The 22,178-nt window shown below is 63.8% G+C and carries 25 protein-coding genes and 1 riboswitch; of the genes, 14 read left to right on the top strand and 11 right to left on the bottom strand.

What is annotated here, in order from left to right:
• Positions 1–18: 18 nt before the first annotated feature.
• The 3 genes from AC0L2K_RS24390 to rpmB form a co-directional block, all read right to left on the bottom strand.
• Positions 19–720, bottom strand: a complete 702-nt coding sequence (locus AC0L2K_RS24390) for a spermidine synthase (protein WP_473532520.1) — start codon at positions 718–720, stop codon at positions 19–21.
• Positions 721–782: 62 nt separating this feature from the next.
• On the bottom strand, positions 783–1,463 hold the full coding sequence (locus AC0L2K_RS24385; RefSeq protein ID WP_473532519.1) for a queuosine precursor transporter: 681 nt from the start codon (positions 1,461–1,463) through the stop codon (positions 783–785).
• Positions 1,464–1,600: 137 nt separating this feature from the next.
• On the bottom strand, positions 1,601–1,897 hold the full coding sequence (gene rpmB / locus AC0L2K_RS24380) for a 50S ribosomal protein L28 (RefSeq protein WP_023797188.1): 297 nt from the start codon (positions 1,895–1,897) through the stop codon (positions 1,601–1,603).
• A 254-nt stretch (positions 1,898–2,151) separates the two neighbouring features.
• On the opposite strand from rpmB, the gene AC0L2K_RS24375 reads away from it, so the two are divergent.
• From AC0L2K_RS24375 to AC0L2K_RS24365, 3 genes are read left to right on the top strand one after another with little or no spacing between them, the layout of a single operon-like run.
• The gene (locus tag AC0L2K_RS24375; RefSeq protein WP_128246078.1) at positions 2,152–2,940 is read left to right on the top strand and encodes a DUF3108 domain-containing protein; all 789 of its coding nucleotides are present in this window, start codon (positions 2,152–2,154) and stop codon (positions 2,938–2,940) included.
• A 28-nt stretch (positions 2,941–2,968) separates the two neighbouring features.
• The gene (yddG, locus tag AC0L2K_RS24370; RefSeq protein ID WP_128246079.1) at positions 2,969–3,856 is read left to right on the top strand and encodes an aromatic amino acid exporter YddG; all 888 of its coding nucleotides are present in this window, start codon (positions 2,969–2,971) and stop codon (positions 3,854–3,856) included.
• The gene (locus tag AC0L2K_RS24365) at positions 3,856–4,524 is read left to right on the top strand and encodes a lysoplasmalogenase family protein (protein WP_128168742.1); all 669 of its coding nucleotides are present in this window, start codon (positions 3,856–3,858) and stop codon (positions 4,522–4,524) included. The genes yddG and AC0L2K_RS24365 overlap by 1 nt, the downstream gene beginning before the upstream one ends.
• Here the strand turns inward: AC0L2K_RS24365 and AC0L2K_RS24360 are convergent.
• Positions 4,499–4,939, bottom strand: a complete 441-nt coding sequence (locus tag AC0L2K_RS24360) for a cupin domain-containing protein (RefSeq protein ID WP_473532518.1) — start codon at positions 4,937–4,939, stop codon at positions 4,499–4,501. The two genes, AC0L2K_RS24365 and AC0L2K_RS24360, sit on opposite strands and share 26 nt — an antisense overlap.
• Positions 4,940–4,979: 40 nt before the next feature.
• Positions 4,980–5,747 carry a hydroxyacylglutathione hydrolase gene (gene gloB / locus AC0L2K_RS24355; RefSeq protein ID WP_128168740.1) on the bottom strand — a complete coding sequence of 256 codons (768 nt, stop codon included), beginning with the start codon at positions 5,745–5,747 and terminating at the stop codon, positions 4,980–4,982.
• A gap of 219 nt (positions 5,748–5,966) precedes the next feature.
• Here gloB and AC0L2K_RS24350 point away from each other — a divergent pair, with 219 nt between their 5' ends.
• The 3 genes from AC0L2K_RS24350 to AC0L2K_RS24340 all read left to right on the top strand — a co-directional run bounded on the left by AC0L2K_RS24350 (position 5,967) and on the right by AC0L2K_RS24340 (position 9,650).
• Positions 5,967–6,743 (top strand): class I SAM-dependent methyltransferase, encoded by a 777-nt coding sequence (locus AC0L2K_RS24350; RefSeq protein WP_023797194.1) that lies wholly within the window; start codon positions 5,967–5,969, stop codon positions 6,741–6,743.
• 115 nt (positions 6,744–6,858) lie between these two features.
• Positions 6,859–8,685, top strand: coding sequence for an ABC transporter ATP-binding protein/permease (locus AC0L2K_RS24345; protein WP_128168739.1), 1,827 nt, complete (start codon positions 6,859–6,861; stop codon positions 8,683–8,685).
• Between the two features lie 194 nt (positions 8,686–8,879).
• Positions 8,880–9,650 (top strand): DUF1194 domain-containing protein, encoded by a 771-nt coding sequence (locus AC0L2K_RS24340; RefSeq protein WP_245277581.1) that lies wholly within the window; start codon positions 8,880–8,882, stop codon positions 9,648–9,650.
• A 72-nt stretch (positions 9,651–9,722) separates the two neighbouring features.
• On the opposite strand, the gene metW is transcribed toward AC0L2K_RS24340, so the two are convergent.
• Together metW and metX are read right to left on the bottom strand one after the other, a co-directional pair.
• Positions 9,723–10,337 carry a methionine biosynthesis protein MetW gene (gene metW / locus AC0L2K_RS24335; protein ID WP_023797197.1) on the bottom strand — a complete coding sequence of 205 codons (615 nt, stop codon included), beginning with the start codon at positions 10,335–10,337 and terminating at the stop codon, positions 9,723–9,725.
• Between the two features lie 115 nt (positions 10,338–10,452).
• Positions 10,453–11,622: a homoserine O-acetyltransferase MetX gene (gene metX, locus AC0L2K_RS24330; protein ID WP_473532517.1), complete on the bottom strand. Its 1,170-nt coding sequence runs from the start codon at positions 11,620–11,622 to the stop codon at positions 10,453–10,455.
• Between the two features lie 109 nt (positions 11,623–11,731).
• Positions 11,732–11,809, bottom strand: a riboswitch (SAM riboswitch).
• A 138-nt stretch (positions 11,810–11,947) separates the two neighbouring features.
• On the opposite strand from metX, the gene hisC reads away from it, so the two are divergent.
• Together hisC and AC0L2K_RS24320 are read left to right on the top strand one after the other, a co-directional pair.
• The gene (gene hisC, locus AC0L2K_RS24325; RefSeq protein ID WP_128168737.1) at positions 11,948–13,057 is read left to right on the top strand and encodes a histidinol-phosphate transaminase; all 1,110 of its coding nucleotides are present in this window, start codon (positions 11,948–11,950) and stop codon (positions 13,055–13,057) included.
• A 6-nt stretch (positions 13,058–13,063) separates the two neighbouring features.
• Complete coding sequence (locus AC0L2K_RS24320; RefSeq protein WP_473532516.1) at positions 13,064–13,999, top strand: prephenate/arogenate dehydrogenase family protein; 936 nt, start codon at positions 13,064–13,066, stop codon at positions 13,997–13,999.
• A 21-nt stretch (positions 14,000–14,020) separates the two neighbouring features.
• Here AC0L2K_RS24320 and AC0L2K_RS24315 read toward each other — a convergent pair whose 3' ends face one another.
• Both AC0L2K_RS24315 and AC0L2K_RS24310 read right to left on the bottom strand, forming a co-directional pair.
• Positions 14,021–14,947: a sugar kinase gene (locus tag AC0L2K_RS24315; RefSeq protein WP_128168735.1), complete on the bottom strand. Its 927-nt coding sequence runs from the start codon at positions 14,945–14,947 to the stop codon at positions 14,021–14,023.
• Positions 14,948–14,996: 49 nt separating this feature from the next.
• Complete coding sequence (locus AC0L2K_RS24310) at positions 14,997–15,995, bottom strand: DUF2125 domain-containing protein (RefSeq protein ID WP_128168734.1); 999 nt, start codon at positions 15,993–15,995, stop codon at positions 14,997–14,999.
• Between the two features lie 117 nt (positions 15,996–16,112).
• On the opposite strand from AC0L2K_RS24310, the gene AC0L2K_RS24305 reads away from it, so the two are divergent.
• The 3 genes from AC0L2K_RS24305 (at position 16,113) to AC0L2K_RS24295 (ending at position 18,519) form a co-directional block, all read left to right on the top strand.
• Complete coding sequence (locus AC0L2K_RS24305) at positions 16,113–16,691, top strand: gamma-glutamylcyclotransferase (RefSeq protein WP_128168733.1); 579 nt, start codon at positions 16,113–16,115, stop codon at positions 16,689–16,691.
• 115 nt (positions 16,692–16,806) lie between these two features.
• Positions 16,807–17,754, top strand: a complete 948-nt coding sequence (locus AC0L2K_RS24300) for an aldo/keto reductase (protein WP_128168732.1) — start codon at positions 16,807–16,809, stop codon at positions 17,752–17,754.
• A 147-nt stretch (positions 17,755–17,901) separates the two neighbouring features.
• Entirely contained in the window at positions 17,902–18,519 is a 618-nt protein-coding gene (locus tag AC0L2K_RS24295; protein WP_128168731.1) for a LysE family translocator, read from the top strand.
• Positions 18,520–18,544: 25 nt separating this feature from the next.
• Here the strand turns inward: AC0L2K_RS24295 and AC0L2K_RS24290 are convergent, their stop codons facing one another.
• Positions 18,545–19,339 carry a lysophospholipid acyltransferase family protein gene (locus AC0L2K_RS24290; protein ID WP_128168730.1) on the bottom strand — a complete coding sequence of 265 codons (795 nt, stop codon included), beginning with the start codon at positions 19,337–19,339 and terminating at the stop codon, positions 18,545–18,547.
• Positions 19,340–19,450: 111 nt separating this feature from the next.
• Positions 19,451–20,362: a LysR family transcriptional regulator gene (locus tag AC0L2K_RS24285; RefSeq protein ID WP_473532515.1), complete on the bottom strand. Its 912-nt coding sequence runs from the start codon at positions 20,360–20,362 to the stop codon at positions 19,451–19,453.
• Positions 20,363–20,468: 106 nt separating this feature from the next.
• On the opposite strand from AC0L2K_RS24285, the gene AC0L2K_RS24280 reads away from it, so the two are divergent.
• The 3 genes from AC0L2K_RS24280 to AC0L2K_RS24270 are packed head-to-tail and all read left to right on the top strand — an operon-like array spanning position 20,469 to position 22,156.
• Positions 20,469–21,020 carry a carboxymuconolactone decarboxylase family protein gene (locus AC0L2K_RS24280; protein WP_023797207.1) on the top strand — a complete coding sequence of 184 codons (552 nt, stop codon included), beginning with the start codon at positions 20,469–20,471 and terminating at the stop codon, positions 21,018–21,020.
• Between the two features lie 20 nt (positions 21,021–21,040).
• On the top strand, positions 21,041–21,511 hold the full coding sequence (locus AC0L2K_RS24275) for a nuclear transport factor 2 family protein (protein ID WP_023797208.1): 471 nt from the start codon (positions 21,041–21,043) through the stop codon (positions 21,509–21,511).
• A gap of 12 nt (positions 21,512–21,523) precedes the next feature.
• Positions 21,524–22,156: a pyridoxamine 5'-phosphate oxidase family protein gene (locus AC0L2K_RS24270; protein ID WP_473532514.1), complete on the top strand. Its 633-nt coding sequence runs from the start codon at positions 21,524–21,526 to the stop codon at positions 22,154–22,156.
• Positions 22,157–22,178 lie beyond the last annotated feature (22 nt).

Raw genomic sequence — 22,178 nt, 5'->3', positions numbered from 1 at the left:
AGGACGGCCGATAACAAGCTACAGCTTGGCGCCGGTTGCAGCAGGCCGGGGTCCGTTGGTCGCGATCCAGATGATTTGGCGTGCGCCGCGCTTGCCATTGGCTCGCACCTTGGCCTCCTCGACCGCGAAGCCCGCCTGCTTGAGCCGACGGGTAAAACCGCTGTCGGGTCCCTGCGACCAGACCGCCAGCACGCCGCCGGGCTTGAGCGCTGCTCTCGCGCTGATCAGCCCGGCTATACTGTAAAGAGCATCGTTGGCCCTGTGGACGATCCCTTCCGGCCCATTGTCGACGTCGAGCAGGATGGCATCCCAAGCCGAGGCTTCCGATCGTATGATCTGCCCGACATCCGCCTCGCGAATGGTCACCAGCGGATCGTCGAGACAGCCGCCGAACAACGAGGCCATCGGGCCGCGCGCCCACGCCACCACGGCGGGCACCAACTCGGCGACAACGATGCCGGCATCGGCGCCAAGCTCGGCAAGCGCGGCGCGCAGCGTGAAACCCATGCCCAGCCCGCCGATCAGGATTTTCGGCTGTCGGCGGCCGGCAATCCTTTGGCAGGACAGCCTCGCCAGCGCTTCCTCAGAACCGCTGAGGCGACTGTTCATCAGCTCGTTCGAGCCGAGCATGATCGAGAATTCGGCGCCGCGTTGTTTCAGGCGGAGCTCATGGTCGCCGTCAGGCGCTTTCGCGGTATCGAGTTGGACCCATGGGATCATGCTTGAGAACCTGTGAGCATGATCTTTTCCGAAAACCGGTTCCCACTTTCAGGGATCATGCTCTATGCCGCCAGTGCCGGCTGGCTCCAGCGGGCGGCAAGCAGCCGGTAGGGGATCAGCGCCACCACGGCGATGATCAGCTTCACGCCGAGGTCGCCGAGCGCCCATGACACCCAGCGCATGGCCTCGACCGGCAGCACGCCGATCAGCGGCGCGGTTTCGAGCGCAAAGCCATCGTTCGGGCCAGCGAAGGCGAAAGCCGCCGAAAAGGCGACCGTGAAGAACACGGCGGTGTCGAACACCGAGCCGACCAGCGTGCCGACGATCGGCGCCCGCCACCAGCTCTGCCGGCGCAACCGGTTAAACACGGTCACGTCGAGCAGCTGCGCGATCAGGAACGCGGTGCCGGAAGCCGCTGCAATGCGCACCAGCCGGTCGGCAGCCGTTTCGAATTCGATCAGGCCGCAGCGGAACAGCAAGGGCGGGATGACGACCGAGCAGATCACTGCCGCCGTGAAGCCGACAAACACGATCCGGCGCGCCACAGCCGGGCCGTAGCGGCGATTGGCAAGGTCGGTGACCAGGAAGGAGAACGGGTAGGTGAAGGCGCCCCAGGTCAGAATGTCGGCCAGCGACAGGCCGCCGATTGCACCCTGCAGTGGGAACTGCACGAGGACGTTCGACGCCACCACGACAAGCGCCATGGCCGCAACAAAGGGCAGATATCGGGAGAAAAAGCTCATTTTTTTATCCTGGGTAATGGAACCAGCGGGGTGTCATGCCGAGTTCGGACGACACTCCATTGCTGTTTGGCCATCGGATTTCTCCGAAAACCGCTTCGCACTTTTCGGTCCGATGCCGAAGGCGGCTGCCTGAAAAATTAAGCGGCCGGCTGTTCGGCGAGCTTCTTGGCGATCTGCTTCTTCAGCAGCCGCGCGCGCTGCGACAGCTCCTTGGCGTCGGCCTTGGCCAGGAACGCATCAAGGCCGCCGCGATGCTCGACCGAACGCAGCGCATTGGCCGAAATGCGCAGGCGCACATTCTGGTTCAACGCTTCCGAGATCAGCGTCACATTGACGAGATTGGGCAGGAAGCGACGCTTGCTCTTGTTGTTGGCGTGGCTCACATTGTTGCCGGACATGACTGCCTTGGCAGTGAGTTCGCAGGTGCGGGACATGGTTCTAAACCTTCAGTTCTCGGTCTGGCCAAACATTCAACCCGCGCCGGGTGGCGCGCGGTTTCGGTCAGGCGGCCTTATGGAAAAAGTTGGCGTTCCATAGTTGCATTTCGGCGATGCGTCAAGCTCCGGCTTGCGCCCGGGTGTGACGACGTCTTTCACATAAAGGCCGAAATTCAGTCTATAAGCGGTCGCACAAGGAGATGCCAGGCTGGAGTTGCGCGCTTCTGCTGAAATCGAGGATCGATCCCGCCATGCTTCGTTCGTCTCATGCTCTCCTTGCATCGCTCGCCGTGGCGCTGCCGACGGCAATTTCTGCCGCCACGCAACAATCCTTCAAGGGCGAGTATACGGTTTCGGTCCACGGCTTCTCGGTGGCCAAGGCAAGCTTTTCCAGCAGTTACGAAGGCGATACCTATTCGATCGAAGGCAGCGTCTCCAGCGCCGGCCTCGCCACAATATTCGACGACACGCGTGGCACGGTCTCGTCGAAGGGCAAGATTTTGGGCAAGCAATTGCAGCCGCAGGCGTTCCGCGCCGACTACAAATCGGGCGACAAGGCATCGATGATCGATATCCAGTTCGCCAACGGCACTGTTACCGCGACCAAGGTCGTGCCTGCGCCGAAGAAGCGCAATTCCAAGAAATGGATACCGCTGGCCGCCAGCCATCTCGCCTCGGTGCTCGATCCGATGGCCGCCACCGTCATCCATGCCGATAGTCTCGACAAGGTCTGCGGGCGCACGGTGAAGCTCTATGACGGCGAGATGCGTGCTGATCTGACGCTGACCTACGAGTCGAAAGGCTCGACCTCGGTGCGCGGCTACGAGGGCGATACCGTCACTTGCCGGCTGGATTTTGAGCCGGTGGCGGGTTATCGCAAGAACCGCAAATCCCTGGATTACCTGAGAAAGCGCAGCCGCATCATGGTGACGTTTGCACCGGTCGGCCAAACCGGCGTATATGCGCCGATCCACGCCACGGTCGGCACGAAAATCGGCACCCTCACCGTCAGCGCGGAGCGGTTCGAAGCGACAGAATAGGCGCGATCGCGCGCCGCCGGAGACGGACATGGGGCGCGCAACACTGATCGGCTTCTCGGCGGTCGCCATGTGGGCGCTGCTGGCGCTGCTTACGGACGCTTCCGGCGCGGTGCCGCCGTTCCTGCTTTCTGCGATCACCTTCACGATCGGCACCGGCGTCGGGCTCGTCGCGCGGCTGTTCATGCCGGCCACCGCCGGGAGCGAGAAAATACCGCCGCAAGTGTGGCTGATCGGCATTGCCGGCCTGTTCGGCTATCACTTCTTCTATTTCACTGCGCTGCGCAACGCGCCGGCGGTGGAGGCGAGCCTCATCGCCTATCTGTGGCCGCTGCTCATCGTGCTCGGATCGGCGCTGATGCCGGGCGAGCGGCTGGCCTGGAACCATGTCGTCGGCGCACTGCTCGGCCTTGCCGGCACTTTTCTGATCGTCACCAAGGGCGGCGGGATTGCCTTCGACGCGCGCTATGCCTTCGGCTATGCGATGGCCGGCGTCTGCGCCGTGCTGTGGTCGTCCTATTCGCTGTTGTCGCGCCGCTTTCCGTCGGTGCCGACCAGCATCGTCACCTGGTTCTGTGCGGCCACGGCAGCGCTTTCGCTTGTCTGCCATCTGATGCTGGAAGAGACGGTGCTGCCTGTCGGCGCCGGCCAGTGGCTGGCCGTGCTCGGCCTCGGCCTGATGCCGGTGGGCGCGGCCTTCTACGCCTGGGATATCGGCGTCAAGCGCGGCAACATCCAGGTGCTGGGCGCGGCAAGCTATGCCGCGCCGCTGCTGTCGACGCTGGTGCTGATATCAGCCGGCTTCGCCGAGCCGTCCCTGCGCATCCTCGCCGCCTGCGTGCTGATCACCGGCGGCGCAGCGCTTGCGGCGAAATCGCTGTTCTTGCGCAAGAGGGCTGCGAGCGAGGCAGGGGCGTGATGCCGTTTCCCGGCGGCATCGACGCCGACGCCAATGCGACGCTGCTGTTTTCGCTGGCCGCCGCGGTGATCTACGCCTTCACCATCGACATGCCGCCGAAGCTTGCGCGTTCCGCGGTCAAGACGCTGGCCGTGGCAATGCTCACCGTGCTGGCATCGCTGCGGGGCGGTCCGTGGCTGCTCATCGCGGCGCTGGCGCTCAGCGCCATCGGCGACGCATTTCTGTCGCGCGACGGTGAAAAGGCTTTTGTCGGCGGGCTGGCCAGTTTTCTCGTGGCGCATGGGCTTTACATCGCGCTGTTCCTGCGCTCCGGCGAGGGGGTCGGGCTGCTCTCGGCCGAGCCGTGGCGCGCGGCGATTGCCGTGGCAATGGCCGTGTTGGCGCTCGCCATGCTTTTTGCGCTCTGGCGCCGTGTCGGCCCCGCCCTGCGCCTTCCCATCAGCGTCTATATCGCGACAATTTTTGCCATGGGCATTTCGGCGCTGACCCTGAGCAATTTCTGGGTCGTCGTCGGCGCCGTGCTGTTCATGGCGTCCGACGGGCTGCTCGCCTCGGAAAAGTTCCTGCTGAGCGCCATCTCGCCGCACCGCGACTGGACGCGCCGCGCGGTCTGGGTGCTGTATTATGCCGCCCAGCTGGCGATCACGATGGGTTTCCTGCTGGGCTAGGACTCCAGCCTGGTTCGGCCAGCTCGAAGCCGGCGAAATCGAAGCCCGGCGCCACGGTGCAGCCGGCCAGCGTCCACTCGCCCAGGCTGCGCGCCGACTGCCACCAGCCTGCCGGCACAACGATCTGCGGCCGCTCGCCCGCCGCCAATGCCGTGCCGAGCACCTGCTCGATCACCGGCCCGTTTTCCCGATGCATCGACAGTGCCAGCGGGGCGCCGGCATAGAAATGCCAAACCTCGGCGGCGTCCTTGACGCGGTGCCAGGCGGACACTTGCTCCTGCTCCAAAAGGAAATAGATCGCGGTCGAATGGCCGCGAGCGCCTTCCGCGCCATCGCGAAAGGTCTCGGCATACCAGCCGCCTTCCGGATGCGGTTTCAGGCCGAGCGCCGCGATGATTTCGGCGGGACTGGTCATTTTCCTCAGACCTTCATGGATGCCAGACCATCAACGGTGCTCAGAAATTATCCTTGCGCTTGCGTATTTCGGCGAACACTTCGGCGTCGGAGGCGTTCTCCATGCCGAGATGCTTGCGGATTGCCGGATCGTGCCAGCGCAGGAACGGATTGGTCGACAGTTCCTCACCGATCGTGGTCGGCAGCGTCGGCTTGCCGTCGGCGCGCAGCGCTTCGATTTTCGCGGCGCGCTCCTTCAATGCCGAATTGGTCGGGTCGACGGTCAGCGCGAAGCGGGCGTTGGAAAGCGTGTATTCATGGCCGCAATAGACGACCGTCTCGGCCGGAAGCGCCGCGAGCTTCTTCAACGAATCGTACATCACCGGCGGCTTGCATTCGAACAGCCGGCCGCAGCCGAGTGCGAACAGCGTGTCGGCGGTGAACGCCACTTTCGACTCCGGCAAATGATAGGAGACATGGCCCGCCGTGTGGCCGGGCGTGGCGATCACGTCGATCCTCTCCTCGCCGAGGTGGATGACCGAACCCTGCTCGACGGTTTCGTCGATGCCGGGGATTTTTGCCTTTTCCGCTTCCGGTCCGACGATGCGCAGCTTGAAGCGCTCCTTCAGCGCCAGATTGGCCTCGACATGGTCGACATGGTGGTGGGTGGTCAGGATCATAGTCGGCGTCCAGCCGGTGCGCTCGATCGCGGCCAGAATCGACGCCTCCTCGGGCGCGTCGATGATCGCGGTCTGGCCGCTTTTCGGGTCATGCACCAGCACGCCGAAATTGTCGCTGCGGCACATGAATTGTTCGATTTCAACCGGCATCGCATCTCTCCACGAGAGCGCCGCGCGTCCAGTTGGACGCACAAAGGACGCTTCTGACACTTTTTACCTGCTGCATCGTGTCATCCGAAATCGAAACCGATTTCTGGCCGATGCAGCAGTCGCCGCAGACATAGGGCGCTTGCCCGCGGATGTCATCCGTCTTTGTAGAACTGGGCGCCTTTGTTGAACTTGGACAGCATCGAAGATAGCGTGCCGCGCATGCATTCCGATATCGTCGACCTTCGCTCCTTTTATTCGACCACGCTCGGGCGATTGGCCGAACGCTCGATCACCATGGCGTTGTCCTCGATATGGGCTGTCGTGCCCAATGAGCGGCTGGTCGGCCTCGGCTACACCTTGCCGTGGCTGGAGCGGTTCGGCACCGATGCCGAACGTGTCTTTGCCTTCATGCCGGCGACACAAGGCGCGGTGGTCTGGCCGGCCACCGGGCCGACCGCGACCGCGCTGGTCTTCGATGAGGAATTGCCGTTGGTCGATGCCTCCATCGACCGCATGCTGCTCGTCCATTCACTCGAACATGCCGAGAACCCGCGCGAGACGCTGAACGAAATCTGGCGGGTGCTGTCGCCCGCAGGCCGCGTCGTCATCGTCGTGCCCAACCGGCGCGGTGTCTGGGCCCGTTTCGAGCATACGCCGTTCGGCAGCGGCCGGCCTTTCTCGCGCGGCCAGCTCACCGAATTGCTGCGCGAAGCGAATTTCACGCCCGCGGCCTGGTCCGACGCCCTGTTCTTCCCGCCATCGCGGCGACGCTTCATGATGCGGTTCCACAATGTGCTGGAGCGCGCCGGCCGCAGGTTCTGGCCGATCTTTTCCGGCGTCATCGTCGTCGAGGCGCAGAAGCGGCTCTATCAGGGTGTGCCGGTCGTCCAGCGCGCCTCTCGCCGCGTCTTCGTGCCGGTTTTCTCGCCGCATGGCGCCACAAGGCTCGGCCGGATATCGCCGACCGGGAACGCGCCGTCGCCGGGCCGTCGATGACGTTTTCGTGATCGGAATCACGCTTTTTCCCACCTATCTGTCGTGGGCGGGTTTGCTACCCGATTGAGTCGACTTGCTCACCGGTTTCAGCACCGCTTGCGAAGGGTCTTCATCAATGGCTGATCATCCGGATTTCGAGGCCAGCGCCAAGCCGATTGCCGCGTCGGTCGAAGCTAGCAGCCTGCGCGACCAGCTGGCGACAATCAGGCTGGCGCTGGCGAAGTCGCCGATCCGCAAACAACTGCTCTGGGCCTGCCTCGGCATAGTCGCCGTCATTGTGGCAACCTCGATCGGGCAGGTTCTGCTCAATCGCTGGAACGAGCCCTTTTACGACGCGCTGGCTCGGCGCGACATGCAGGGTTTCCTGCACCAGCTTCTGGTGTTTTCCGCCATCGCCGGCGGGCTTGTGGTGCTCAATGTCGGCCAGACCTGGCTCGACCAGGCGATCCGGCTGAAGCTGCGTGAGGCGTTGACCGTCGATCTGATCGGTGAATGGATGCGGCCGGCGCGGGCTTTCCGGCTCGCCAACGCCGGCGCCATCGGCGTCAACCCCGACCAGCGCCTGCAGCAGGACGCCGGGCATCTCTCCGATCTTTCGACAGGTCTCGGCATAGGGCTATTGCAGTCGTTCATTCTGCTTGTTTCGTTCGTCGGCGTCCTTTGGTCGCTGTCTTCCGGCTTCGTCTTCCATGTCGGCGGCTATTCGCTGGCGATTCCGGGCTACATGGTGTGGGCCGCAATCCTCTATGCCGGCACCGCCTCCTGGCTGAGCTGGCTGGTCGGACGGCCGCTCATCCGCTTCAATAGCGACCGCTATACGCGCGAGGCGGAGCTGCGCTCCTCGGTGGTCCGCGTCAACGAGAATGTCGATGCCATCGCGCTTGCGCACGGCGAGGCCGACGCGCGACGGCGGCTTGAGCTCGACCTCGGCACGGTGCTGGGCGCGATGCGGCGCATCTACAGCGCCCAGATCAATCTTTCCTGGGTGACCGACACCTATGGCTGGATCACTGTCGTCGCGCCGATCCTCGTCGCCGCGCCGGTCTATTTCGCCGGTGACATCAGCTTCGGCGGGCTGATGATGGCTGTCGGCGCCTTCAACCAGGTGCATTCCTCGTTGCGCTGGTTCATCAACAATATCGGCGGCATCGCCGATTGGCGCGCCACGCTGATGCGCGTCGCCGATTTCCGCATCGCGCTTGCCGAAACGGATGTGCTCCACCACAGCGAGAGGCGCATCGAGTTCGGCGAAAATCCGGACGGCAGGCTGACATTCGACAAGCTCGAAATTGCGTCGCGGGATGGATGCACCAAGCTCGCCGAGCCCCATGTCGAGATCCGCGCCGGCGAGCGCGTCATGATCACCGGAGATCCGCGCGCCGGCAAGACGCTGTTCTTCCGCGCCATTGCCGGTCTGTGGCCGTGGGGAAGCGGGCGGATCGGCATGCCGGCCGGAGAGGTGCCGGCCTTCGTTCCCCGAAAACCCTATTTCCCGCTCGGCACGCTGCGCGAGGTGCTCGACCACGCCGATGCCGCGGTCAGCGATGCCGAGATCTCGGCGGTGCTTGCCGAGGTCGGTCTGGGGCGGCTGTCATCCTCGCTCGACCGGCCGGCGCGCTGGGAGCGCGAATTGAGCGATGACGAGCAGCGCCTGCTTGCCTTTGCCCGGCTGGTCTTGCGGCAGCCGAAATGGGTGATCATCGACGAGGCTTTGGACACGTTCGACGGCGCGACGCTGCGGCGGGTGCTGTCGATGCTGGAGGCGCGTCTTGGCGACGCCGCGATCCTCAATATCGGCCGTGGCCAGCACAACATTGAATTCTTCCCGCGCTCATTGGCGATCGTGAAAGATTTCGAGCGACCGGCTCTCAAGCCAGTCCGTGTCAGGGCCGGCGCGATCGAACCACCCCCGGCCGTCGCCAAAGCCCGCCAACAGGCATAGCCGGCCGTAAGCTTTATTTTGCCGTGATCGCGGCGAAAGATTGCCGGCATCGTTCGGAAGCCTGCGGCGTTGGATTCATGCGACACGCCTTGAGTCTTTGCTTCGATGCTTGTCGTTACCCCAAAACCGCTGCGCGCTTTTGGGCGACCTGCGTCTGCCTGCTTGCCTGCCTTGCCCGTGCCCAGGCAGCACCTTTGGCCGCGCCTGCCGACACCATTGCCGTGGACGTCGAACTGGTGCTGGCGGTCGACATCTCGCACTCGATGGACGAAAAGGAATTCGCCCTGCAGCGCGCCGGCTATGTCAAGGCGCTGCGCCACCCCGACTTCATCAATGCGGTGCGTTCGGGCGTGAACGGCCGCATTGCGCTGGCCTATTTCGAATGGGCAGGCACCGTCCGCGACGACGCCGTCATTGCCTGGCAGGTCATCGACGATGCCGAGAGCGCCGAGGTATTCGCCGGCAAGATCGAGGCGCGCCCGTTCAGGAGCTTTCGCGGCACCTCGATTTCCAGTGCGCTCGCCTTCGGCGCCAAGCTTTTGGATGGAGCCGCCTTCGACGCGACGCGCAGCGTCATCGACATCTCAGGCGATGGCCCCAACAATATCGGGATGCCCGTCGCCACGACACGCGACGCCGCGATAGCAAAGGGCATCGTCATCAATGGCTTGCCGATCCTGATCAGCCCGTCGCCCAGCTTCAGCCATCTCGACCAATACTATGCCGAGTGCGTCACAGGCGGGCCAGGCTCCTTCGTGCTGCCGGTCTATGCCGCTTCGGAATTCGTGACCGCCATACGCCGCAAGCTGGTCCTCGAGGTCAGCGGTGTTACCGATCCCAATGCCGGTCCCGGGGCCGATCCCGGGTCCGTCCCGGTCGACGCGGCAGCACCGGTCGACTGTTTGCAAGGCGAGCGCGGTCGGCGGTTTTTCTCCGATCCGTATTTTCCGGAACTTGATCGTTAGACCCTCGACGAACGTCGATCAGTCCCAGATGTCTCCGGACTCGGGCCGGCTGGCCGAAGCGACGGGTCGCCGTTATCGCTTCAGCAGGAACACCGCCTGCTGGCCAAAGAAATTCCAGAACCACCATGGCATCGACAGGCCGATTTTCTGGCCATTGGCGTCGAGCGCGGTTGCCTTTTCCACCGTTGCACCAAGCTCTTCGCAGAGATTGACGAAGTCGCGGATGGTGCAGAAATGGATGTTGGGCGTGTCGTACCAGGAATAGGGCAGGTCCTTGGTCACCGGCATCCGCCCTTCGACGAACAGCGAAAGGCGTACCCGCCAGTGGCCGAAATTGGGGAAGGAGACGATGGCGTGCTTGCCGATCCTGAGCAATTCGTCGAGCACCAGCTTCGGGTTGCGGGTCGCCTGCAAGGTCTGCGACAGGACGACGAAATCAAAACCCTTGTCGGGATAGAATTTGAGGTCCTTGTCGGCGTCGCCCTGGATGACGGACAGGCCACGCGCCACGCATTCGTTGACGCCGCGCTGCGACAGTTCCATGCCGCGGCCGTCGACCTGCTTCGTCGCTTGCAGCAATTCGAGCAGCAGGCCATCGCCGGAGCCGACGTCCAGCACCCGCGACTGCGGCGGGATGAGATCGGCGACGACTTCGAGGTCGACGCGCTGGGCGTGGTTGACACTCATGATCGTGGCTCTTGACTGGCGCATGACCTTGATCCGAAAAGTCTGCAACTTTTCGGGGTCATGCGCTGATGCCTGGCGCAAGATGCCGGTTCGAACAGGCTGTAATCTTTGGGGGTCATGCGCTGAGCCCCCTGGCGCGGGCCGCCGACGCGATGAAGCCGTTGATGGCGGCGAATAGTTCCGGTTCGTCGAGCAGAAAGGCGTCGTGGCCGCGATCGGTCTCGATCTCGACGAAGGACACCGAGGCGCCGGCGGCGTTCAGCGCATGAACGACCGAGCGGCTCTCCTCGGTCGGGAACAGCCAGTCGCTGGTGAATGAGACCAGGCAGAAACGGGTTCTGGTGCCGGCAAAGGCGTCGGCGAGCCGGCCGCCATGGTCGGCGGCGAGGTCGAAATAGTCCATCGCCCGGGTCATGTAGAGATAGGAGTTGGCGTCGAAGCGGTCGACGAATGTCATGCCCTGATGGCGCAGATAACTCTCGATCTGGAAGTCGGCGTCGAAACCGAAGGTGAGCGCTTCACGGTCCTGCAGGTTGCGGCCAAATTTCCGGTGCAGCGCCGCCTCCGACAGATAGGTGATGTGAGCGGCCATGCGCGCCACGGCCAGTCCTTTTTCCGGGCGCTTGCCTTGTTCGAAATATTTGCCGCCATGCCAGTCGGGATCTGCCATCACCGCTTGCCGGCCGACCTCATGGAAGGCGATGTTCTGCGAGGAATGACGCGCGCCGGTGGCGATCGGCAGCGCCGAGAAAACGCGCTCCGGATAGCTCGACGCCCATTGCAGCACCTGCATGCCGCCCATCGAGCCGCCGAGCACCGAGAACAGTTTTTCGATGCCGAAATGGTCGACCAGCATCAATTGCGCCCGCACCATGTCGCGGATGGTGATGATCGGCAGGTCGAGCCCGTAGGGCTTGCCGGTGGCGGGATTGGTCGAGGCGGGGCCGGTCGAGCCGAGGCAGCCGCCGATGACGTTAGAGCAGATGACGAAGAAGCGACTGGTGTCGATTATCTTGCCGGGGCCGATCAGCACTTCCCACCAGCCCGGCTTGCCGGTCACCGGATTGGTGCTGGCAACATGCTGTTCGCCGGTCAGCGCATGGCAGACGAGGATGGCGTTGGAGCGGGCGTCGTTGAGCGTGCCGTAGGTCTTGTAGGCGATCTGGAACGGCGACAGCAGCGTGCCGGCATCGAGCTTGAGCGGCCTGTCGGCACCAAAACGCAACACCGGGCTCGACGGCTCGTCGGCCTCGTTGTTGGTTCTTTTTGTGCGCAGCGCGACCATCGCGTCCTCTTACATTAACCCTTCGCAAAATCGATTCCGTTTTTCGGGTCGACGCGATTGTCCGGCCGGCTGCGGACAAAAAAACCGGCATTGCCTTCGCAAAGCCGGTTACAGGATGCAAACGGCCCTTTAGCGAGTTGTTTAACGTGGCTGCAAGCCGACCGGCCAAATCACCACGGGATTTCAGCTTCTTCTAGGACCGGCGCGCCTCGGCGTCAACGGCCAGCGCTCTCCGATCATTTGCCGCCTCTCGACATTCCGGGCCACGGCTTGTATTTCCGCTGCGGCTTCCCGGGCGGAAGCGTTCTCGACGGATTTTTGCAATATGGACCAGGCATCGGATCAGGTACGTCCAACACCCCGCGCGGGGATCATGGACATCGAAGCCTATGTGCCGGGCAAGAGCACGGCGCCGGCCGACGTTGGCAAGGTCCATAAATTGTCATCGAACGAGAACCCGCTCGGCCCCTCGCCGAAGGCGATAGAGGCCGCGCGCGACGTCGCGGCCAAGCTCGACCTATATCCCGACGGCACCGCCAGGCGCCTGCGGGAGGCGATCGCCGATGTGCATGGCCTCAACCCGGCGAACATCGTCTGTTCCAATGGTTCCGACGAGATTCTCGGCCTGCTTGCGCAGACCTATCTCGCGCCCGGCGATGAAGCTGTGATCACAGAACACGGCTTCATGGTCTACAAGATATACATCCAGTCGGCGGGTGCTGTGCCGGTGTCGGTCAAGGAAACCAAGGAGCGTGCCGACGTCGATGTGATCCTCGCTGCGGTGACGCCGCGTACGCGGATCATCTTCCTTGCCAATCCCAACAACCCGACCGGCACCTATTTGCCGTTCCAGGAGGTGCGCCGCCTGCATGCAGGCCTGCCTCGAAACGTGCTTCTGGTGCTGGATGCAGCCTATGCCGAATATGTCCGCCGCAACGACTATGAAGCCGGCGTCGAACTGGTGGCTGGTGCGGAAAACGTGGTCATGACCCGCACCTTCTCCAAGCTCGGCCTCGGTGGTGCGCGGATCGGCTGGATGTACGCGCCAATGCATATCATCGATGCGATCAACCGCGTGCGAGGTCCCTTCAACGTCAACGCGACGGCGATCGAGGCCGGCATTGCGGCGATCCGCGACCGGGCCCATGTCGAGCGCAGCGTGGCGCATAACGAGACCTGGCTGACCTGGGTGAGCGAGGAATTGACCAGGCTCGGACTGCGGGTGACGCCGAGCGTCGGCAATTTCGTCCTCATCCACTTTCCCGAGGACCAAAAGCATTCGGCGGCGGCTGCGGACGATTACCTCTCGGCGCACGGCTATATATTGCGGCGCGTTTCCGGCTACGGCTTCCCGAATGCGCTGCGCATGAGCATCGGCACCGAAGAGGCCAATCGTGGCGTAGTCGCCGCCCTCGCGACGTTTCTGAAAAGCTAAAACACCATGACATCACCCATGTTCGAAAAGATTGCGCTGATCGGCATCGGCCTGATCGGCTCGTCGCTGGCCCGCGTAATCCATCGCGAAGGCCTTGCCCGCCACGTTGCCATCGCGACGCGCAGCGAAACGACGCTGGCGCGGGCGCGGGAACTCGGCCTCGGCTCTTCCTACGCGATGGACGCGAAAGAGGCGGTCGGCGATGCCGACCTGGTCATCGTTTCGGTGCCGGTCGGTTCTTCGGGCGAGGTCGCCGAGGAAATCGCACCGGCGCTGAAGCAGGGCGCAATCCTCACCGATGTCGGCTCGACCAAGGTCTCGGTCATTGTGCAGATGCAGCCGCATGTGCCTGCCGGCGTGCATTTCATTCCCGGCCATCCACTGGCCGGCACTGAAAAATCGGGTCCGGACGCCGGCTTTGCCGAACTGTTCGAAAACCGCTGGTGCATTTTCACGCCGCTACCCGGCACCGATCCCGAGGCGCTGGAAAGACTCTCGGAATTCTGGCGCCGCTGCGGCTCCAACATCGACACGATGGATCCTCAGCACCACGACATGACATTGGCCATCGTCTCGCACCTGCCGCACATCATCGCCTATAACATCGTCGGCACCGCCGACGATCTGGAGTCGGTGACCAAGTCGGAGGTGATCAAATATTCGGCCTCCGGCTTTCGCGACTTCACTCGTCTGGCCGCTTCCGACCCGACGATGTGGCGGGACGTCTGCCTGCACAACAAGGAGGCTATCCTCGAAATGCTGGCGCGCTTCTCGGAGGATCTGGCCTCGCTGCAGCGGGCGATCCGCTGGGGCGACGGCGAAAAGCTGTTCGACCTGTTCACCCGCACCCGCGCCGTGCGCCGCTCGATCATCGAGGCCGGCCAGGACATCGACGTGCCGGACTTTGGCCGGCAGGCAGTCGAGCACCCGGCCAAGCAGTAGCCTGTCTCGACCGCCCGGCCGTCAGTCCGCCGGCCAGTGAGCCGCCATCATCGCCAGCGTCTCGGCCCTGTCCGGCGCGCCCAGCCTGCCGCCGAAGCGCATGCATTTGAGCGCGGCGGCGGCGCTGGCAAAGCGCAATGTCCGTTCGATCGGCATGGCCTCGGCCAGCCCGACGGCAAAGGCGCCGTGAAACACGTCGCCGGCGGCAAGCGTATCCACTGCCTTGATCCTTGGCGCCGCGACGTGGCGCACCGACGCCAACGAGCGGTCGAACCACCAGCTTCCCGCTGCGCCGCCGGTCACCGCGACGAATGCATCAGTGCGTCTGGCCAGCGCTTCACAGGCCTCCTGCGGGCCTTGCTCCTCACCGCACAGGAGGAACGCCGCCGGCTCCGACGCGACGATGTGCGAGGCGAGTGGAAACAGCCGTTCCAGCACGGCCCGTGGCGCGGTGTCGGCATCGAGTATGGCTGGACGGCCGATTGCGCGCGCCGCCGTCAGGGCCAGAGCTGCCGCGCCCGGCCAGCGCACGTCGACCAGGACGGCGTCGAATGCGGTGAGATCCTGAATGGGAAGCGCTTCGGGGTCGGCCTGCGCGAGCTTGTCATAGAACGGAACGATAATGCGCTCGCCATGCGTGTCGACCAGGATGGCCGACAGTGCCGACCGCGCGCCGGCGACGCGCCGGACAAAGCTGCAATCGACGCCTTCGGCCTCAATGCCGGCGACCAGCTGATCGCCGACGAGGTCGTCTCCCGCGCTCGCCCACAGCGATACGTGCGCGCCGAGGCGGCGTGCGGCGCAGGCCGCGCTCGAAGCCATCCCGGAGGCGATCTGAACGCCGTCGGCCGCGATGAACTTGCCCTGACGCGCCGGAAGGGTGTCGACACGAAGGATCGTATCGAGCGTCAGCGCGCCAACGCTCAGGAGCTTCACCGGGCGGTTCATCTATTTTCCTGTTTTGCCATGGTCTTTCAGAACTGGAGGTTCGCATCGCCTAGTCGACCGGCTCGATGCTGCCCAGCGGGATAAAACCGAGCGAGGCCTTGCCTTTGACGATCTTAAGCGGCATCGACGGTTCGTTGCCAAGCAGCGCCAGCCCGGAAAAGCCGGTTTTGATCTGGCTTTTCTGCTCGGGAATGGCCTTGCCGAGGATTGCCGCCACCGCCTTCGGATCGTGGAGCCTGATCATCAGGTCGGCGTCGATCAGCCCGTCGGCATCGACCGAAACCGGTCCGGAAACGGTGACGCGCGCGCTCCCCGACGACAGATCGAGCTTGCCGATATCCACCGCCTGGCCGCGCAGGCTCTCTGTTTGTGTCTTGATCAGCGCCACGCCGTTCTTCAGCGTCACGTCGCCGCCGCCGTCGAGCGGCGGCAGCACGCGGCCATCGATTGCGCCCGGATCGATTTCGAGATCGGTAAAACTCCCGGCATAGTCGATGTCTTGGCCGTTCGGACGCAATTCTCCGGCCGCTGTCCCAGCGCTGAACAGCTCGACCGGGTCTGTGCCATCGGCCGGATCGGTCTGGGCTGACAGGCCCTCCGCCTCCAGTGAAACGCTCCGGGGCAGGGGCCAGGACAGTCTGACGTTGGCTCGCAGATCGTCCCAGTCGATCCACAGCGGCGCCATCCCCGGCACGGAGGTCCTGAGCGGCCCGCGCAGGTCGGCGCCAGGCGACAGGATATGGGTGATGTGCGTGACTGCTTTGAGGCTGCCGAGCGAGGCGGCGACGTTCCTGGTGTCGTCCTGATAAGCCAGACTGTCGCAGGAAACGGAGAAGCTCGAGGGATAGCCGCTGACCGTGAGATTGGTGCAGTCTGCCTCGATGCCATTGCCGTTGAGCTCGGCCACCGCTTTGCCGGCTTCGCTCTTGACCTTGTCTGCCAGGTAGAACCAGCCGGCGCTGTAGAGGCCAAACAGCACGACGATGAAAACGCCGAGCCAGAACAGCCGGCGGAGAAAATTCGGCGGGCGTTCGTCATTTGACGTCATGCTGCGGCTCTCGTTGGCGCGTGTTGCAGAGGTGTCGTTTCCGGCAAGATCGGGTAGACGGAGACGGATTGAAAAAAACACCGATTCCAGTGCGGTGCTGCAACCAGGCTTGGCGATATGGGCGATTTTTGGGTTTTTGGCTACGGCTCGCTGATCTGGCGGCCGGGATTTGCGCATGTCGAGACGCGGCGGGCCCGCCTCCATGGCTATCGCCGCTCGCTGTGCGTCTACTCCTTCGTGCATCGCGGCACGCGCGAACGGCCCGGCCTGGTGCTCGGCCTCGACCGTGGCGGCTCCTGCATCGGGCTGGCTTTCCGCGTCCCCGGCGATCTGCGCAACGAGGTCATCACCTATCTGCGTGAGCGCGAACTGGTCACCAATGTCTATCTTGAGCGCATGCTTAGCATTCGCCTCGACAAGGGGGGCACGCGTAAGGCCGACAAGGGTTGGGGCGAGAATGGCGGCGAGACGGACGGAGGCGAGACGGTCGAGGCTGTCGCCTATGTCGTCGACCGTACCCACGAGCAATATGCCGGTGCGCTCGATGCGGCCGATGCGGCGAGCGTCGTTCGCGGCGCCGTCGGCCAGTCGGGAAAGAATGAGGACTACGTGTCCAGCACGCTGGAGCACCTCGAGGCGCTGGGGATCCGCGACCATTGGCTGGAAGAGGTGGCGAAACGGATCGCGCCTTTGTGAAGCGCTGGTCGGTGGAAAAGTCGGCCGGCCCTTTGACGTTGGTGCGGCCCGCCATAGGTTAAGCCGGTCACGGGGCTTTTCGCCCGCTTCTTTCCATTCCCCACGGAGATCAGTCTTGCAGAAACGTCGTCTCGGTCAAACCGACCTGTCCATCGCGCCGCTGGTTCTGGGTGGCAACGTCTTCGGCTGGACCGCCGACGAGAAAACCTCTTTCGACCTGCTCGACCGGTTCGTCGGCGCCGGCCTCAACGCCATCGACACCGCCGATGCCTATTCGCGCTGGGTTCCCGGCAACAAGGGCGGCGAATCCGAAACGATCATCGGCAAATGGATGAAAAGCCGCGGCAATCGCGACAAGGTTGTGGTGATCACCAAGGTCGGGTCGGACATGGGGCAGGGCAGGAAAGACCTCTCCGCGGCCTATATCGAAAAGGCCATCGATGCGTCGCTGAAGCGGCTGCAGACCGATGTCGTCGATCTCTATCTGTCGCACTGGCCGGACCCGGCCACCCCTTACGAGGAAACGCTTGGCGCCTATCAGAAGCTGCTCGACAAGGGCAAGATCCGCCACGTCGGCGCCTCCAATCTCGATGCCGGCCAGATGCGCGCCGCGCTCGACGTGGCAAGCTTGCGGGGCCTGCCGCGCTATTCGGTGCTGCAGCCGGAATACAATCTCTACGATCGCGCCTCTTTCGATGGACCGCTGCGCGATCTGTGCATGGCCGAGGATATCGGCGTCATCACCTATTTCAGCCTCGCCAAGGGGTTTTTGAGTGGCAAGTACCGCAGCGAAGCCGATCTCGGCAAAAGCGCGCGTGGCGACGACGTGAAGAACTATCTCAACGCGCGCGGCATGCGCGTCCTGGCGGCACTCGACGCTGTGTCGGCGCGTCACTCGGCCAAGCCGGCGGAAGTGGCGCTCGCCTGGGTGATCGCGCGGCCCGGCGTAGCTGCGCCGATCGCCAGCGCCACGACGCTGGACCAGGTCGACAGCCTCGTCCGCGCCGCATCATTGGAGCTCAGTCCGGACGATATCGCCGAGCTCGACAGCGCGAGCGCATAGACGCCAGCGCGAAGCGGCGGCTTGATCAAACAGCAGCCAAGAACCCTGCGTGGCCTGCGCCGGAAGGCTCCCTGCACGATCGTTCAAGACGCCCTGGTGTGCCCTGCCATACCCTTGCCGGCATCGCGCCTGGATACTGGTATACAGATGGCCGAACAGGTCTTTTCCCATCCGGAACTATGGCAGCAATTGCTCGCGCTTGTGCTGGCATCGGCGGTTGTGATGGGCAGTCCGGGGCCGGCGACGATAAGCGTCACCGCCGTCGGCGCCGCCTTCGGCCTGCGCGATTCGCTCCGCTATGCCTCGGGCATCATTCTTGGTACGGTCGCCGTGCTTTTGGTCGTGGCGACGGGCATTACGACCATGCTCGCCTCTGTGCCGACGCTCACACCGCTCCTGGCAGTGGCATCCGCAGCCTACATCCTCTACCTCGCCTTCCAGATAGCAACGGCCCCGCCTCTGGCCGTGCGTAGCGGCGGGGCGGCGCGTCCCACATTCCTCGGCGGGTTTCTTCTGGCCGTCGCCAACCCGAAAGCCTATGTGGCGATTGCCGCCGTATTTGCCGGCACGTCGTCCGCCGGTGAGCTCGATGCAGGGCTCAGGTTGGCGGTCCTCGCTTCGATGATCGTCGCCATCCATGTCCTGTGGCTTCTCGCCGGGGCAGCGTTTGCGCGGTTCCTGCGCAAGCCGCTGGCCTCGCGGATCATTAATCTGACGTTCGCGGCAACACTGGTGTTGACCACGGCGCTGGCTGTGATTCGCTAGGGGACAGTGCCGCAAGCTTAGATGGTCAGGTCGGGGCATCGGAGCCAAGTTCCCCCAGCCGCTTTACCGCCGTCGGCGGCATTGGCGGCGGGTTTGGCGCCTGGGACGCCTCGATGAGCAGCTGGTCGCAGGCGGCTTCCGTCTCGCCGATCAGCCGTTCCATGAATTCTTGCTTGCCCAAACCCGCCGGGATCGGCGGCAGGAAGCGGGCCTTGATCGTGCCGGGATAGCGCAGGAATTTCCGCCGCGGCCAGTAGAGGCCGGCGACATGGGCGACCGGCACCACCGGAATGTCAAGCTGGGTATAGAGCTCGACGATGCCGTATTTATAGGCCGGCTCGTCGCCCGGCGCCCGGCGCGTGCCCTCGGGATAGATGATCAGCTGGCGGGGATTGCGCGCCAGCTCCTGCCTGGTCGCGGCGACCACCGCTTTCAGCGCCTTTGAGCGGCTGCCGCGGTCGACCGGGATCATCCGCATTTTCAGGATGTACCAGCCGAAGAACGGGATCCAGGTCAGTTCCCGCTTGAGGATGTAGATCGGATCCTGCAGGAACGGGAAAAAGGCGATCGCGTCCCAGAAGGACTGGTGCTTCGGCGCCAGGATGAAGGAACCCTCGGGCAGGTTTTCCTGGCCGGTGATCTCGCTTTTGGTGCCGGCGATCTTGTCATAGAGCCACATGCTGGTGTGTGACCAGAATTTCGGCACGAACCAGGCGCGGTGGCGTGGCGACAGGAAATAGTACGGGGTCCAGAGGATCATCTGGACGATCAGATTGACGTAGAAGACGAAGTTGAACGCCAGCGAGCGGACATAAAGCATGCAGGAAGAGCCCGGTGAGGAGGTGTGCGTTGGTTACACCAAGCGCGGGCAAAAAGGAAACCGTGCGATGGCCGGAGATCGATCCGCCTTGATGAAGCCGCGGCCCGTTCGTCAGGCCTGCCACGTCTCTTGCACCAGCCGTTTCTTCAGGCGTGGGGCGGCGAAATCGAGAAACGCACGCAGTTTCACCGGCAGCAGGCCATTGCCGGCATGCACCAGGCTGACCGGCCATGGCTGCGGCTCGAATGCCTCCAGCACGGTGCGGAGGGTGCCCGACCGCACTGCAGCTGCGATCTGGTAGGAAAGCACCCTTGTTAACCCGATGCCGGCAATCGCGGCATCGATCGCCGCTTCCGCGGTGTTGACCCGAAGTCGTGAGCGGATCGGAACGGTGAGGTCGGTCTTGCCCGTGGCAAAAGTCCATGCGGCGGGAGCCGTGAGCCCCTCGAAGGTGACGCAGTTGTGTGCCGCGAGGTCTTTCGGCGCCTCCGGCGTGCCGTGCTCGGCCAGATAGGCCGGGCTCGCGCAAACAACGCGCCGGATCGAGCCGATGCGGGTGGCCACAAGGCTGGAGTCGGGAAGCTGGCCGATGCGGACGGCGAGATCGATGTGCTCCTCGGTCAACTGGGTTATCCGGTCCGCAAGCATCAGCCGAATAGTCACGTCGGGGTAGGCAGCGAGGAAGCCGGTGACGACCGGCAGCACATGCAGGCGGCCAAAGACGATCGGTGCGGTGATGATCAGTTCGCCTGTCGGGGCGCTGTATTCGCCGGCGGCAGTCCGCTCGGCCTCGCCGACCTCGTCGAGAATGCGACGGCAGGCAGCGAGGTAGGCGTGACCTGTGTCGGTCAGCGTCAGCTGCCGCGTCGAGCGATTCAGAAGACGCGTCTTCAGATACCGCTCCAGGTCGGAGACCTTGCGGCTGACCGTTGCAAGCGGGATGCCGAAACTGCGTCCGGCGGCCGAAAGGCTGCCGGCCTCCGCCGCGGCGACAAAAAGCGACATGGCCTCGAGGCGATCCATATTTCTCCCGGAAAATGGAAGGATAGGTTGCAAATATGGCATCTACATCCGAGCGATGGAAGGGGCCATGTTTTGGCGGCGAGCTGATCAACGAGAAGGAATGCCGATGCCCCGTATCCCTACACCAGCGTCCATAGAGGCCGCGCCTGCTGCGTCGCAGCCGATGTTACATGCCGTCGAGAAGCAACTCGGCGTCGTGCCTAACCTCTTCAGGCTTGTTTCCAATAGCCCGGCTGCGCTTGAAGGCTATCTCAGCCTGTCTGGAGCGCTTGCCAAAGGCCGACTGCCCGCGCCGACGCGCGAGCGCATTGCTCTGGCGGTTGCCGAGGTCAATGGCTGCAACTACTGCCTTTCCGCTCACACCTATCTCGGCAAGAATCTCGCCAAGCTTGATGATGCCGAAATGGTCGCCAATCGCGCGGGCAGTTCCAACGATCCCAAGGCCGCCGCAGCCGTGCGTTTCGCCACCAAGATTGCGCGCGACCGCGGCCATATCGGTGACGAGGATCTCAGCGCCGTCAGGCTCGCAGGCTACGACGATGCGCAGATCATCGAGATCGTCCAGCATGTCGCTCTCAATGTCTGGACCAACTATGTCAATGAGGTCGCCAGGACGGAAATCGACTTTCCGGTCGTTTCTGCCCGCAGGGCAGCCTGAGTCAGTCGCAAGGAGTTCCCATGTCTGAAAGCCGCCCGCCGCTCCCGCCATTCACCGCCGAGACCGCCGCACAGAAGGCACGCATGGCTGAGGATGCCTGGAACTCCCGTGATCCGGCACGGGTCGCGCTTGCCTACACAATCGACAGCCGCTGGCGCAACCGGGCCGAGTTCCTGCAAGGGCGCGAGGCTATCCAGACATTCCTCACACGCAAATGGGGTCGCGAACGCGACTACCGGCTCATCAAGGAGGTCTGGGCCTTCCGCGACAACCGTATCGCCGTGCGTTTCGCTTATGAATGGCACGACCACAGCGGCTCGTGGTTTCGCAGCTACGGCAATGAGAACTGGGAGTTCGATGAGCTTGGATTGATGCGCCTGCGCATCGCCAGCATCAACGACCTGCCGATCCTCGAGGCCGACCGCAAATATCATTGGCCGCTTGGCCGCCGGCCGGACGGTCATCCCTCTCTATCGGAACTCGGCCTTTGAAGGAGGCTTTCCATGAATGCTCACCTCTTCACCAGCGATGTCGCCTTTACGCCAACCGTCAAGGCGATCCAGGCCCGCAAAGGCTCACGCGAGGCCTATGCCCGCGTCGAACAGCGCGGCAGCTGGCCAGCTGATATCACGCCCGATCTCGCCGCCTTCATCGAGGCGCAGACCAGCGTCTGCCTGTCGACGGCCAATGGTGAGGGCCAGCCCTACATCCAGCATCGCGGCGGGCCGGCCGGCTTCCTCAAGGTGCTCGACGAGCGGACGATCGGCTTCGCCGATTTTTCCGGCAACAAGCAATTCATCACCCAAGGCAATCTGGACGACAACCCGCGGGCTTTCCTGTTCCTGATCGACTATGCGCATCGGCAGCGCATCAAGATCTGGGGCAGCGCACGGGTCGTCGAACAGGACGCCGAACTGATGGCGAAGCTGATGCCGGAAGGCTACAAGGCGCGCCCGGAGCAGATCATCCTGTTCACGGTTTCGGCCTGGGATTCCAATTGCCCGCAGCACATTCCACAGCGTTTCGAAGCGGCCGATGTGGCGGCGGCGCTGGCCGAGCGGGACAAGCGTATCGAACGTCTCGAACACGAGATCGCGCGGCTGCGCAGCATCTCAAGCGCCACGCTCAAGGAATGATAGCGCTGCCGGTTCCAGATCG

The sequence above is a fragment of the Mesorhizobium sp. WSM4817 genome (assembly GCF_055811135.1).
Note: the sequence above shows the minus strand (reverse complement) of the source record. Positions and strands in the feature narration are given on the sequence as shown.

Coding starts and splice junctions, on each gene's coding strand:
- AC0L2K_RS24390 (WP_473532520.1), bottom strand. CDS start 720: ATGATCCCATGGGTCCAACTCGATACCGCGAAAGCGCCTGACGGCGAC.
- AC0L2K_RS24385 (WP_473532519.1), bottom strand. CDS start 1,463: ATGAGCTTTTTCTCCCGATATCTGCCCTTTGTTGCGGCCATGGCGCTT.
- rpmB (WP_023797188.1), bottom strand. CDS start 1,897: ATGTCCCGCACCTGCGAACTCACTGCCAAGGCAGTCATGTCCGGCAAC.
- AC0L2K_RS24375 (WP_128246078.1), top strand. CDS start 2,152: ATGCTTCGTTCGTCTCATGCTCTCCTTGCATCGCTCGCCGTGGCGCTG.
- yddG (WP_128246079.1), top strand. CDS start 2,969: ATGGGGCGCGCAACACTGATCGGCTTCTCGGCGGTCGCCATGTGGGCG.
- AC0L2K_RS24365 (WP_128168742.1), top strand. CDS start 3,856: ATGCCGTTTCCCGGCGGCATCGACGCCGACGCCAATGCGACGCTGCTG.
- AC0L2K_RS24360 (WP_473532518.1), bottom strand. CDS start 4,939: ATGACCAGTCCCGCCGAAATCATCGCGGCGCTCGGCCTGAAACCGCAT.
- gloB (WP_128168740.1), bottom strand. CDS start 5,747: ATGCCGGTTGAAATCGAACAATTCATGTGCCGCAGCGACAATTTCGGC.
- AC0L2K_RS24350 (WP_023797194.1), top strand. CDS start 5,967: ATGCATTCCGATATCGTCGACCTTCGCTCCTTTTATTCGACCACGCTC.
- AC0L2K_RS24345 (WP_128168739.1), top strand. CDS start 6,859: ATGGCTGATCATCCGGATTTCGAGGCCAGCGCCAAGCCGATTGCCGCG.
- metW (WP_023797197.1), bottom strand. CDS start 10,337: ATGAGTGTCAACCACGCCCAGCGCGTCGACCTCGAAGTCGTCGCCGAT.
- metX (WP_473532517.1), bottom strand. CDS start 11,622: ATGGTCGCGCTGCGCACAAAAAGAACCAACAACGAGGCCGACGAGCCG.
- hisC (WP_128168737.1), top strand. CDS start 11,948: ATGGACCAGGCATCGGATCAGGTACGTCCAACACCCCGCGCGGGGATC.
- AC0L2K_RS24320 (WP_473532516.1), top strand. CDS start 13,064: ATGACATCACCCATGTTCGAAAAGATTGCGCTGATCGGCATCGGCCTG.
- AC0L2K_RS24315 (WP_128168735.1), bottom strand. CDS start 14,947: ATGAACCGCCCGGTGAAGCTCCTGAGCGTTGGCGCGCTGACGCTCGAT.
- AC0L2K_RS24310 (WP_128168734.1), bottom strand. CDS start 15,995: ATGACGTCAAATGACGAACGCCCGCCGAATTTTCTCCGCCGGCTGTTC.
- AC0L2K_RS24305 (WP_128168733.1), top strand. CDS start 16,113: ATGGGCGATTTTTGGGTTTTTGGCTACGGCTCGCTGATCTGGCGGCCG.
- AC0L2K_RS24295 (WP_128168731.1), top strand. CDS start 17,902: ATGGCCGAACAGGTCTTTTCCCATCCGGAACTATGGCAGCAATTGCTC.
- AC0L2K_RS24290 (WP_128168730.1), bottom strand. CDS start 19,339: ATGCTTTATGTCCGCTCGCTGGCGTTCAACTTCGTCTTCTACGTCAAT.
- AC0L2K_RS24285 (WP_473532515.1), bottom strand. CDS start 20,362: ATGGATCGCCTCGAGGCCATGTCGCTTTTTGTCGCCGCGGCGGAGGCC.
- AC0L2K_RS24280 (WP_023797207.1), top strand. CDS start 20,469: ATGCCCCGTATCCCTACACCAGCGTCCATAGAGGCCGCGCCTGCTGCG.
- AC0L2K_RS24275 (WP_023797208.1), top strand. CDS start 21,041: ATGTCTGAAAGCCGCCCGCCGCTCCCGCCATTCACCGCCGAGACCGCC.
- AC0L2K_RS24270 (WP_473532514.1), top strand. CDS start 21,524: ATGAATGCTCACCTCTTCACCAGCGATGTCGCCTTTACGCCAACCGTC.